We start from the raw sequence: 12,350 nt of genomic DNA on the forward strand, positions 1-12,350 counted from the left end.
CGGGATATGGTCGCCGCTTCCCTGCCCCCCGACATCACCGCCCCCGCACCCCCGGTGCCCTATATCGAGACGCAACAGGCGGCTGGCGTGTCGGCCGACCTCCTGTCAACCGACCTGACTCAGAACCGTATCGAAGTCTCTTCCTCGTTTCAGGGCGCCAAGGTCATTCTCTACGGCGCCGTGTTTCAGCCCGAAGACCAGCCCTCGGACGTGGTGGTCATCATCCGCGGGCCGCAGGCCTCAATGCGCCTGATCCGTAAGGTCAAGGCCGGAGCGGTGTGGCTCAATTCGCGGCCTGTCGTGTTCGAAGGCGCGCCCGGTTATTACATGGCGGCCTCGTCACAGCCGCTTGATCGTATTACCGATTTTTCCCACCGGCGGCTTCTGGGGCTGGGGCTTGAGTATATTGCCATGGACACGTCCCGCGAAAACAAGGTGGTGACCCGCTATGGCGTCAAGGACGTGGTCGTCAACGGCATAGAAGACGACTATCTCGACTGGCGGCGCGCGGTCATCCGGCTGAAATCCAAGGCCGGGCTTTATAATGACAATCCTCTGGGCGTGCGCTTTGTCGATAAGAACCTGTTTCGTGCCGAAGTGACCTTGCCCTCGGAAGCACCGATTGGCGACTATACGGCCGAGGTCTGGCTGTTCCGTGACGGTCAGCCAGTGGGCTATAGCGAGAAAAAGCTGACGGTGGAAAAGGTCGGGTTTGAGCGCTTCGTCTATACGGTCGCACACCGTCATGCCTGGCTTTATGGGCTGGCCTGCGTCTTTATGAGCATGGGCATGGGCGCGCTGGCGTCGCGCCTGTTCCGGCGGGGGTAGGGTGGCATTTAGGTCTTGGGATTGCCGCCTTTAACGACTACATTGCGCCGGTGAGTCCCGAGTTTCCCGACATCGCCGATCAGACGCCGTCCGCCGACACGGAGGCACCCCTGCGCGCGCATTTACCGCAGCAGGGCTTTGCGCTTTTGCCCTCCAGCGGGGCGTTCAGCGACGGGCACGTGTCGCGGCGCATCGGGGCCCCGGAAGCCCGCGAAGCCTGGGGGCGCGAACCCCTGCTGATCGTCAATGCACCGCTGATGCGGCAGCGCCTGTTCGGACAGCGTTCCTTCCGCGAAGCCAGGCATTTCGACCTTCTGGAACTGTTTGCCTTTGTGCGTCCGGCACGTTTTGCCGCCCCGTCCGTGGCCGGGCTGGCGCTGGCCATGGGCTATGGCGAGCCGGAAGGGGCCGAGGCGCAGGCCGCTGTCGTCTATCAGGTGGCGCTGGCGTTGGCGCGGGAGCTGTCCGACGCGCCTCTGGCCTTTCGACTGATGGCGCGCTCGTCGTTGGAGTTCATGCAGCGTCAGGGCTGGGTCTGGGCCCCGTTTGTGGACGCGGCACTCAGCCAGAAGCCGGTGCCGGAGGGCTATGTCGCGCCGCCACCGCTGGAGGTGTGGTCGCTGCTCGAAGAATGGGAGGAGCAGGCCCCTGCCGGTGACGCGCGTCAGGTCAACCTCGGCGAAGACGAGGTGCTGAGAGGCCTGAAGGACAATCTGCACCGCGCCGGTCTTCAAGAAGGCCGTCCCGAACAGCAGGCCTTTGCGCTGAAAACGCGCGAGATGTTTGCGCCGAAGTGGGCCTCAGAACAGCCCAACATGCTGCTGCTGGAGGCCGGGACGGGTACGGGCAAGACGCTCGGCTACCTGTCGCCCGCGCGGCTGTGGGCGGAAAAGGCGCAGGGGCGGGTGTGGGTTTCGACCTATACCAAGGCCCTGCAAAAGCAGATATATAATGACACCCGCGCCCTGTTCGACACTGAGGGTGAGCGCGAAAACAAGGTCGCCATCCGCAAGGGGCGCGAAAACTATCTGTGTCTGCTGAACTGGCAGGAGCGGCTGGCCCCGCTGACGCAAGGGCCGGGCGAGGCGATTGTCGCCGCTCTGGTGGCGCGCTGGATCGTCTATAGCCGCGATGGCGATATTGTCGGCGGCGACTTTCCCACCTGGCTGCCGTCGCTTCTGCCCGCAGGCTCGGCCGCGGCCATGTTCGGGGCGTTGAACCCGGCCAATCTGGTCGATCGGCGCGGCGAATGTATCTACAGCGCCTGCGCCCACTACCGCACCTGTTTCGTCGAAAAGTCGATCCGCAAGGCCAAGTCGGCGCAGATCATCATCGCCAATCACGCGCTGGTCATGGCGCAGGCGGCTTATGATGTGCGCGAGGCCGCCAAAGCCGAACAGGGCGAGGTGACGGTAGAGCCCGAAGCGCCCGGCCTGTCGCGGCTGGTCTTCGACGAAGGCCACCATGTGTTCGAAGCCGCCGACGGGGCCTTTTCGTCGGAGCTATCGGGCTTTGAGGCCTATGAGCTGCGCCGCTGGATACGCGGCAATGAGGGGCGCGGGCGGCGCTCACGCGGGCTGGAACAAAGGCTGGGCGACCTTCTGGCGACGCGCGAAGTGGCGCAAAATGCTCTGAAAGACCTGATCCGCGCCGCGCACCTGCTGCCCTCCGAAGGCTGGTCGCAGCGCCTGACCACGCGCACCCAGTCGGGGGAGATGATGGCCCCGCTTGGCCCGATCGAGACCCTGCTGGCCGCCGCCCTGAAACAGATCGAGGTGAGGGGGCAGGAAAGCGCTAGCAAGAGCCGCTATCGCCCCGAAGCCGATAATGCCGAATGTGAAGCCCATCCCTGCCTGCCCGAAGTGTCCGAGGCGGCCTCGGCGGCGGCCAAGGCGTTGCAAGCCATCGAAGCGCCGTTGCTGGCTCTGGTGCGCGCCATTGAGGACATTCTGACCGGCGAGGAAGAGATTGATCTGGCCGAACGCACGCGGCTTGATGGGGCCCTGCGTGGGCTGGAGCGGCGGGCGCGCATGACGCTGCCGGCGTGGCGCAGCCTGTTGCAGAAACTGGCCTATGCCGAAGACGAAGACCCGACGCAACCCTCACCCTATGTCGATTGGTTCGCCACCATCACGCACGGCGGACGGCTGGTCGATGTGGGGCTGCACCGCCACTTTGTCGATCCGTCCGTGCCGCTGGCTGACTATGTGCTGAAACCGGCGCACGGGGTGTTGATGGCCTCGGCCACCCTTTCAGATAAAGGTTTGGCGGACAAGGCTTTGGCGGAGCAGCCCGACGAAGACCCCTTCGCTCTGGCGCGGCAACGCACCGGCGCGGCGCACCTGTCAATGGGGGCCAAGTCGTTGCGCATCGCCTCGCCGTTTGATTACGAGGCGCAGGCGCGACTGTTCGTCGTCACCGACGTGCCGCGTGATGATCCGCGCGCCGTGGCCACCGCCATGAAGGCACTGTTTCTGGCGGCCGGGGGCGGGGGGCTTGGCCTGTTTACCGCCATTCGCCGCCTCAAGGCCGTCTATGAGCAATTGTTCCGGCCGTTGGGTGAGGCGGGGATTTCGCTCTATGCCCAGCACGTCGATCCACTGGATGTCTCTGACCTGATCAGCGTGTTTCGCTCCGAACGCCATTCGTGCCTGTTGGGGACCGATGCGGTGCGCGACGGGGTCGATGTGCCGGGTCAGGCCCTGCGCCTGATCGCCTTTGACCGCATTCCGTGGCCGCGCCCGGACGCCCTGCACAAGGCGCGGCGGGCGCATTTCGGGGCCAAACTCTATGACGACGCGCTGGTGCGCGCCAAGTTGGCGCAGGCCTTCGGGCGGCTGATCCGCCGCGCCGATGATCGGGGCGTGTTTGTGATGCTCGATTCGGCGGCCCCCACGCGGTTATTTGCGTCCTTGCCCGACGGGGTGGTTGTGCAGCGCTGTACCTTGGCCGAAGCCGTCACGGCGATTGAGGGCTTCCTGCCGAGGGAGTGAAATCTCCCTCGCCCCTCTGGGGAGAGGGTGGTCCGAAGGACCGGGTGACGGGGAAGTAATAAGCTCGGTGTTTCGCCCCCTCACCCCAACCCTCTCCCCAATGGGGGAGAGGGGGGTTAGTCATTGACCCCCCGTCCCGCACGGCCTAAGAGTGCGCGCAAAATCGCCGTGCAGAGTAACCTGACATGATGCTCAAAAATCCCGCCAGCAAGTATCGCCCCTTCGTCTTCCCCTTCGACATGTCCGACCGGACCTGGCCGTCGAAGACCATCGAAAAGGCGCCGCGCTGGCTATCGACCGATCTGCGCGACGGCAATCAGGCGCTGGCCGATCCGATGGACGTCGAAAAGAAGATGCGCTTCTGGAAGACGCTTATGCAGATCGGCGTCAAGGAGGTCGAGGTCGGCTTCCCGTCGGCGTCGCAGATCGAATTCGACTTTGTGCGCAAGCTGATCGAGGAAGATCACGTCCCCGACGATGTGACCATTCAGGTGCTGGTGCAGGCGCGCGAAGACCTGATCCTGCGCACCTTTGAGTCGCTGAAAGGCGCCAAAAAGGCCTGTATCCACTTCTATAACGCCACCTCGCCCTTGTTCCGCCGCGTGGTGTTCGGGCTGGAAAAGTCCGATGTGCTGGCTCTGGCCGTCAAGGCGGCGCAACTGATCAAGGACTGCGCGGCGAAACAGCCAGACACCGAATGGTCGTTTGAATATTCGCCGGAAACCTTCTCGGCCACCGAGCCCGACTTTGCGGTCGAGGTGTGTGAGCGGGTGATGGATGTGTGGGACGCCTCGCCCGAAAAGCCGGTCATCCTCAACCTGCCGGCCACGGTCGAAGTGTCGTCGCCCAACATCTATGCCGATCAGATCGAATGGTTCTGCCGTCAGTTGACCCGCCGCTCGTCGGCCATCATCTCGCTGCACCCGCACAATGACCGGGGCACGGGCATTGCGGCGGCGGAGCTGGGGATTCTGGCCGGGGCCGACCGCATCGAAGGTTGCCTGTTCGGCAATGGCGAGCGCACGGGCAATGTCGATCTGGTGACGCTGGCGCTCAATCTCTATACGCAAGGGGTGAGCCCGGAGCTTGATTTTTCGGACATCCGGTCGGTGGTCAATACGGTCATCCACTGCAACAATATCCCCGTGCACCCGCGCCATCCCTATGCGGGCGAACTGGTCTTCACCGCCTTTTCCGGCTCGCATCAGGACGCCATCAAGAAGGGCTTTGCGGTGCATGAGACGCGCAATGACGGCGTGTGGGAAATGCCCTATCTGCCCATCGACCCGGCCGATCTGGGCGAAAGCTATGAGGCGGTCATCCGCGTCAACTCACAGTCGGGCAAGGGCGGCATCGCCTGGATTCTGGAGCAGGACAAGGGGCTGAAACTGCCGCGTCGCCTTCAGGTCGATTTTTCGCGCAAGGTGCAGGAAATCGCCGATGCGACGGGCAAGGAGATGCAGGCCGCCGACATCTGGCACGCCTTTGAGGACGCCTATTACCTCAAGGGCACGCCGAAATACGAGCTGGTCGAATATATAGATTCCGGGGCGCGCCGGGCGGGCGTCGATCGCCTGTTTGCCGGGCGCATCATCCATGATGGCATCGAAACCCCGGTTACCGGGCGCGGCAATGGCCTGATGGCCGCCGCCGTCGATGCGCTGAATGCCGCCTATGCGCTGGGGATCGAGGTGCTCGACTATCACGAACACGCGCTGAGCCGGGGGACGGACGCCAGGGCTGTGGCCTATGTCGAATGCCGCACCGCCGATGATCGCAAGGTGTTTGGTGTCGGTATGGATGTCGATAGCGCTACGGCCTCGGTCAAGGCTATTTTATCGGCGGCGAATGCGTTGTAGGGTGGGTTAACTACCCCTTACCCCGCCCTCTCCCCTGTTGGGGGAGGGGGGAACGGAGCCCTGAATGACCGACGTCCCCGCGCTCACGACCCCCAAAAAGACACATTCGCGGCTGGGTCTGTTCCTGCCCATCGGGTTGTTCCTGATCGCGGCGCTGCTGTGGAGCGGCTACTGGTTTTATACGGCGCACCAGATTGAAACCCGGCTGGCCGAGCAGGCGAAGACCCTGACGTCAAAAGGCTATCAGGTCGCCCACGCCCCATTTCGGGTGCAGGGCTATCCCTTCCGCATGTTTATTGAGTTAAAAGACGTGCGGCTGATCGCGCCCAACGGCAAGGGGCTGGCCGTTCCCGCGCTGGAGGCCGAGGCCTCGGCCTTCGCGCTCGACAAATGGATGTTTGTCGCCACCAAAGGCCTGACGCTCTATCGCGGCAAGGGCTCAGACCAGAGCGATCTGGGGCAGGTAGCCGTCACCGGTGACGCCCTGCGCGTCAGCGTCTCCGGCTGGACGCAACCCTTACAGACCATCGGCCTCGAAGGGCTGAACGCCACCTTCACGCCGTCGAAGCCCGAACACCCCTTCGTCCTGCAAAGCGCCCAGCGCCTCGAGGGCCGCGTGACGCCGACCAGGGACGGGGTGGATACGGTCGATTTCATCTGGCGCGCGTCGGGGGCTCAGGCCCACCCGCAAAGCCTGCTGGGGCGGCTGGGGCAGGGTCAGAATTTCGATATGGCCTTCCAGGGTCAGATGGCACAGGCCTCCAAATTCCGTGGCGATCTGAACGGCTGGCGCGAGGCCGGCGGGGCCGTGCGTCAGGTACAGGCCTCTCTGCATGTGGGGGAGCTTGAGGTGTTTGGCCGCTCTGAGGCCCTGTTGCTTGACCCCAATCTGGCGCTCAATGGGCCTTTGGGGCTGGAGGTCAAGGGCACGGGCGACCCGTTTGCCTTCCTGCTGGGGGCGGGGTTGATTTCGGCAGAATACGAACCGCTGGCGCGCGCCTTTGTCGGCACAAAAATGACGGCTGACAAGCCGGTGAAGCTCGATTTCGTCTTCCGTGAGGGCGGGGCCTATGTCGGGCCGCTGCGCGTGGCGTCAGCACCGGTTATTCGCTAGATAAGTTATCTATATTGTAAAACCCGTCATTTTGTACTGTAATTGGCAGAGCTACACTTTGGTATCTTTGGAAACCAAAGGGACGGCTGTGTATAGTTTTGAAAAGACCCCACCGGCAATGCCGTCACCGGGTCACGGAGACCGAGCTTGGCCCTCAATGCCCGCGCGCAGACCCCACCGTCACCCCTGTCGCTGACTGAATTGCGACTGCGGATTGACGCGATTGACGCCGAGCTTCTGCGTCTGGTCGATGAGCGCTCATCACTGGCGCGTGACATTGCGGCGGCCAAGGCGCGCGAAGGTGGTGACGCCAACGCCTGCCTGCTGCGCCCTGACCGCGAGGCCATGCTGCTACGCAAGCTGACGGGTAAGCCGCGCGTGGCCGCTTCGGATGCGGCCGTGGTCGCTATCTGGCGCGAACTGATCTCGGAATCGCTGCGCATTCAAGGTGAAGATCAGGGCGGTCTTCACCTTGATTTTTGGGCGGGTGACGCGTCGGGGCAACTGGTCAAATGGAGCCGCGAACGCTTCGGGACCGCGCCCTCTGAGGCCGGTCTGGCCGAGCCGGTGCAGGTCATCGCCGCCGCCCGCGACCCCCGCCATATCGGTATCCTGAGCCTTGATCCGCGCGCCGGGGCGTGGTGGGCGCGCCTGCTGGCCGAGCCACAGGTGCGGGTCATCTGCGCCCTGCCGGAGCGCACACCGGAGCGCCCGAAGGGCTTTGCCATTGCCGCCCTGAAACCCGAACCGACGGGCGATGACGTCAGCTACTGGGTCACGGACAGCCGCCTGTCCGAAGCCGCCCTGACCGAGCTTCTGGGGCAGTGCGGGCTGGCCGCCGAATGGCTGGGCTCGACCGGCGGGATGAAGCTGTTTGGCCTGTCCGGTTTTGTGCAGGAAGACGACAGCCGCCTCGACCCCAAGGCCGAAAAGGCGCTGGGGTCGCTATCCGGCGTGATTGGAACCTCCCCGCGGATTTGATTCCTCGCATTGAACCGGCTGCCCCGTGGTGCTAACCAGCACCCAGTAAAAATTCGCACGCGCAGGAACATCCCCGATGGATACCGTTTCGCCTCCCGCTTCCCAGCCTGAACCAAAATCCGGTATCTGGGAGATTGCCGCCTATGTCGGGGGCAAGTCGAAGATTGAGGGCGTGGCCGAACCGATCAAGCTGTCGTCCAATGAAAACGCGCTGGGCAGTTCGCTGAAGGCCATCGAAGCGTTCGAAGCCGCGCGCGCCAAGCTGTTCCGCTATCCCGATGGCCATGCCGCTCCGCTGCGGGAGGCTGTGGCGGCCTATCACGGCCTTGAGCCGGACCGCCTGATCTTTGGCAATGGCTCGGACGAGGTGTTCGGTGTGCTCAATCAGGCCTGGCTGGAGGCCGGGGACAATATTGTCACTGGCGAACACGGCTTCCTCGCCTATCGTATCAGCGCCGAGGCCTGTCAGGCCGAGGTGCGTCTGGCCCACGAACCGGCCCAGCGCGTAGACATCGAGCGTCTGCTGGAGTTGGTCGATGCGCGCACCAAGATCGTCTATATCTCCAACCCGGCCAATCCGACCGGCACCTGGAACACGCCGGAAGAGATCGCCGATCTGCGCAGCCGTCTGGCCCCGCACATCCTGCTGGTCATCGACGAAGCCTATGCGGAATTTGCCGATGAGCCGACCTATCAGAGCGCCTTTGGGCTGGCGCGCAATTGCGACAACATGATCGTGACGCGCACCTTCTCGAAGATTCACGGACTGGCCGGGTTGCGCGTCGGCTTCGGCTACGCCCCGGTGCGGGTGATCGAAGCACTGGATCGCATTCGGATGCCGTTCAATATCAATCTGCCGGCGCAGTACGCCGCCGTCGCCTCTCTGGCCGATCAGGCGCATCTGGATGCCTCGCGCGCGCAGGTGTTGCAATGGCGGCCGCGCTTTTATCAGGCCGTGCGGGCGATGGGTTATCGCATCGACGTCAGTCAGGGCAACTTCGTCCTGATCCATTTTGCCGATGAAGCGCAGGCCGTGCGCGCCAATGAGCACTTGATGCGTAAGGGCTTTATCGTGCGTCATGTCGCCAATTACGGTCTGCCGCACTGCCTGCGCGTGACCATTGGCAAGGATCACGAAAACGAAGGCGTCCTCGCGGCTTTGGGTGAGTTCGCTGGCTGATACAGGAAGGCCTCCCGGTCGCAGGACAGGGAGGCCTGATGCCTTGAGTTTTTGCTTGGGAAACGGTTTGCGATGCGTGGTGTCGCATCGGATTGCGTTCTAAATTTTTGTTATCACAATATTTTTGTCGAAAACCGTTGCGCTTCGACATATCGCTCTAGCTGAAGCACCAGGCCAGCACGGCCTTCTGGGCGTGGATGCGGTTTTCCGCCTCGTCCCAGACCTGCGATTGCGGGCCGTCGATAACGCCGTCCGTCACCTCTTCACCGCGGTGGGCAGGCAGGCAGTGCAGGAACAGGGCGTCCGGTTTGGCCAGCTTCATCAGCGCCTCATTGACCTGATAGGGTTCAAAGGCTTCAAGGCGTTCCTCGTGATCGAGGTCGCCCATCGACACCCAGGTATCGGCCATCACGACATCGGCGCCACGCACGGCGGCTTCCGGGTCCTGCGTCACCGTCACACGGGCGCGCGATTCCGCCGCAAACACCATGTCGGCGTTCGACGGTTTGTACTTGGCCGGGCAGGCGATATTCAGCGTGAAGTCGAAGCGCGCCGCCGCGTGAATGAACGAGGCGCAAACATTGTTGCCGTCACCGACCCAGGCCAGGGTCTTGCCCTTGATGTCGCCGCGATGTTCTTCGATCGTCTGAAGATCGGCGAGGATCTGGCACGGGTGGCTCTTGTTGGTCAGGCCATTGATCACCGGCACGCTGGCGGCGCGCGCCAGACGCTCGACATCCTCATGGCGGTTGGCACGGATCATGATGGCATCGACCATGCGCGACAGGACTTTGGCCGTGTCTTCGATGGTCTCGCCGCGACCGAGCTGCATGTCGGTCGCCGTCGAGATGATGGCATCGCCGCCCAGTTGCCGAATGGCCGCATCGAACGAGAATCGCGTGCGCGTCGAGTTCTTTTCGAAGATCATGGCCAGTACGCGGTCCTGAGCCGGGGCATCGGCATCGACGCGCCCCTTGGGCCAGCCCAGACGCGCTTTCTTGCGCGCATGAGCGTCATCGAGGATGGCGCGCAGTTCCGCGGCACTCAGGTCGGAAATATCCAGAAAATGCTTCACCATTACGCCTTCTCCTCAACGAGCAGGGTCTCCCGCGCCGCCTGACAGGTCTTTTCGAACAGGGCCAGCGCCTCACGCGCTTCGTCGATGGTCAGGTTGAGCGGGGGCAGCAGACGGATGCAGTTGTCCGACCCTCCGGCGATCAGCAGACCGTTGTCGCGCGCCAGCCCCATCACGTCGCGGTTGGACGGTCTGACCTTGATGCCGATCAGCAGGCCCTTGCCGCGGATTTCGTCGATCACGTCCGGATAGGCGGCCTTCAGGCCCTGAAGCTGCTGACGCAGGAAGCCCGACACCTGATTGACGTGATCGAGCATTTCGGGGCTCGACAGCTCGCTATAGGCGACCAGACCGACCGCCATGGCCAGCGGATTGCCGCCGAAGGTCGAGCCGTGGCTGCCGAAGACCATGCCAGACGCCGCCTCTTTGGTGGCCAGACAGGCGCCGATGGGGAAGCCGCCTCCCAGCGCCTTGGCCGTCATCATGACATCGGGTTCGACGCCCGACCACTGGTGCGCCCACAGCTTGCCCGAACGGCCCATGCCGCACTGGATTTCGTCAAACATCAAAAGCAGGCCGTACTGATCGCACAGATCACGTAAGCCCCGCAGGCACTGTTCCGGCACCTGACGGGTGCCGCCTTCGCCCTGCACCGGCTCGACCAGAATGGCCGCTGCCGTGGGGGCGGCCGCGGCGGCTTTCAGCGCCTCATGGTCGCCGAAGGGCAGGTGGACATAGCCCGGCAGCTTCGGGCCGAACCCGGCCAGATAGGCGTCATTGCCCCCGGCATTGACCGCGCCATAGGAACGGCCGTGGAAGGCCCCGGTGAAGGTAATGATGTCGATGCGCTCAGGATGTCCCTTGGCGTCGTGATATTTACGCGCCAGCTTCAGCGCACATTCGACGGCCTCGGTGCCCGAATTGGTGAAGAAGACCTGATCGGCAAACGAATCTTCGCACAGCCGGGTCGCCAGCGTCTGCTGGTCCGGGATGCGGAAGATGTTGGACACGTGCCACAACTTTTCGGACTGAGCCTTGACCGCTTCGATCAGCTTCGGGGCGCAGTGGCCGAGGCCATTGGTCGCCACGCCCTGTACCAGGTCGATGAACACGCGCCCGTCACGGGCGTAAAGTCGCACGCCTTCGCCGCGTTCAACCTCCATGGCGGCGCGGTTGTAAACGCCGAACAGGTGATCGTCGGGGGCAGTCTCAGGCGTGGTGTTCATCTTTGTGAATCCCTTAAAAAAGAAGCATCCCCAAAGTCGTAAATGACCAGGGGGATCGGTAATTCTAAGCTTTAAGGGGCTTAGGCGCGCCTTGTGTATAAAAACGGGCCTGATGTCAACAAGAACCCCCGTGTGTGAACACACGGGGGCCAGATCATCAGTTATTATTTCGCCGACTGATAGTCGTACAGTTCGACCTTGATGCCTTCTTTTTTCAGCAGGGCCTGCACGCTGTCCGGACCGGCGAGGTGTCCGGCGCCGACGACGATCAGTTGCGTGCCGGAACCGGCCAGCACGTCCTTGATCGGCTGAACCCAGTTGCGGTTACGGTTGACCATGACCGACTCGTACATCTTCGGCGTCTTGACCTTCATTTCATCGACCAGCAGCGCCTCAAGGCCCTTGATGTCTCCGGTCTTCCATGCCGTCAGCATCTTTTCGAACGTGGCCTTGACGTTGGCGTCTTCCTTGACCGTATCGAGCAGCGCCTTCGACTCTTCCCCGAACACATCGCTGGAGATGACCTTCATCTGATCTTCCAGCGTTTCCATGCCCTTGACCGGAAGGTTCTTGGCGCGCGCCGCCGTCAGCAGGGTCTTGTCTACCCCGGCGTTCGGATCGAAGCCTTCGGTCTGCATCTGCTTCATGACCAGCATCAGGCTGGCCAGCCACGGCTTCAGCATGACCAACTGGTCGATATTGAGACCGTACTTGGCATAGGTGTCGCGGATGAGCTTCTGTTCTTCGGGCGTGTAGGGTTTCAAAAGGCTGCCCGTCGGGTCGATGCCGTATTTTTGCACCAGAGCGGCCGCCGCCGCCTGATCGTCAAGATTGGCAACCTCCAGATAGAGGGTGTCGGCACTATTGAACACCTTGTCGAAAGCGGGCGTCTTCCATTGGGTGTCGGCCTTCAGCAGGTGGAAGGAGCCATAGAGATAGATGGTGGAGTCAGCGTCCTTGATGACCCACATTTTCGGGGCGGGCGCAGCCTCTCTGGCCTGAGCCGCCCCCAGCGGCAGCAGGGCGGCGACGCAGACAAAGCCGGCCATCAAGGCACGACGGGTGTGTTTCAGATTGATCATGGGATACCCCCT

Annotated in this window: 9 protein-coding genes; 6 read left to right on the plus strand and 3 right to left on the minus strand. The window is 63.0% G+C overall.

Annotation, left to right across the window (positions count from 1 at the left end; all coding sequences use genetic code 11):
• Positions 1–6: 6 nt before the first annotated feature.
• The 6 genes from PQU94_RS03010 (at position 7) to hisC (ending at position 8,955) form a co-directional block, all read left to right on the plus strand.
• Positions 7–828, plus strand: a complete 822-nt coding sequence (locus PQU94_RS03010) for a TIGR02186 family protein (RefSeq protein ID WP_272740000.1) — start codon at positions 7–9, stop codon at positions 826–828.
• A 50-nt stretch (positions 829–878) separates the two neighbouring features.
• Positions 879–3,821, plus strand: coding sequence for an ATP-dependent DNA helicase (locus PQU94_RS03015; protein WP_272740001.1), 2,943 nt, complete (start codon positions 879–881; stop codon positions 3,819–3,821).
• Positions 3,822–4,006: 185 nt separating this feature from the next.
• Entirely contained in the window at positions 4,007–5,680 is a 1,674-nt protein-coding gene (leuA, locus tag PQU94_RS03020; RefSeq protein WP_272740002.1) for a 2-isopropylmalate synthase, read from the plus strand.
• A gap of 64 nt (positions 5,681–5,744) precedes the next feature.
• On the plus strand, positions 5,745–6,794 hold the full coding sequence (locus PQU94_RS03025; protein WP_272740003.1) for a DUF2125 domain-containing protein: 1,050 nt from the start codon (positions 5,745–5,747) through the stop codon (positions 6,792–6,794).
• 147 nt (positions 6,795–6,941) lie between these two features.
• Positions 6,942–7,775, plus strand: a complete 834-nt coding sequence (locus PQU94_RS03030; protein WP_272740004.1) for a chorismate mutase — start codon at positions 6,942–6,944, stop codon at positions 7,773–7,775.
• A gap of 76 nt (positions 7,776–7,851) precedes the next feature.
• A complete protein-coding gene (gene hisC, locus PQU94_RS03035; protein WP_272740005.1) occupies positions 7,852–8,955 on the plus strand; it encodes a histidinol-phosphate transaminase in 1,104 nt (367 codons plus the stop codon).
• Between the two features lie 157 nt (positions 8,956–9,112).
• Here hisC and argF read toward each other — a convergent pair whose 3' ends face one another.
• From argF to PQU94_RS03050, 3 genes are all read right to left on the minus strand, one after another.
• Positions 9,113–10,033, minus strand: coding sequence for an ornithine carbamoyltransferase (argF, locus tag PQU94_RS03040; RefSeq protein WP_272740006.1), 921 nt, complete (start codon positions 10,031–10,033; stop codon positions 9,113–9,115).
• A complete protein-coding gene (locus PQU94_RS03045) occupies positions 10,033–11,256 on the minus strand; it encodes an aspartate aminotransferase family protein (RefSeq protein ID WP_272740007.1) in 1,224 nt (407 codons plus the stop codon). The genes argF and PQU94_RS03045 overlap by 1 nt, the downstream gene beginning before the upstream one ends.
• A 164-nt stretch (positions 11,257–11,420) precedes the next feature.
• Positions 11,421–12,338: a TraB/GumN family protein gene (locus tag PQU94_RS03050; RefSeq protein WP_272740008.1), complete on the minus strand. Its 918-nt coding sequence runs from the start codon at positions 12,336–12,338 to the stop codon at positions 11,421–11,423.
• Positions 12,339–12,350: the final 12 nt, after the last annotated feature.

It is taken from the genome of Asticcacaulis currens (assembly GCF_028550395.1).
In the GTDB taxonomy this organism is placed as follows: domain Bacteria; phylum Pseudomonadota; class Alphaproteobacteria; order Caulobacterales; family Caulobacteraceae; genus Asticcacaulis; species Asticcacaulis currens.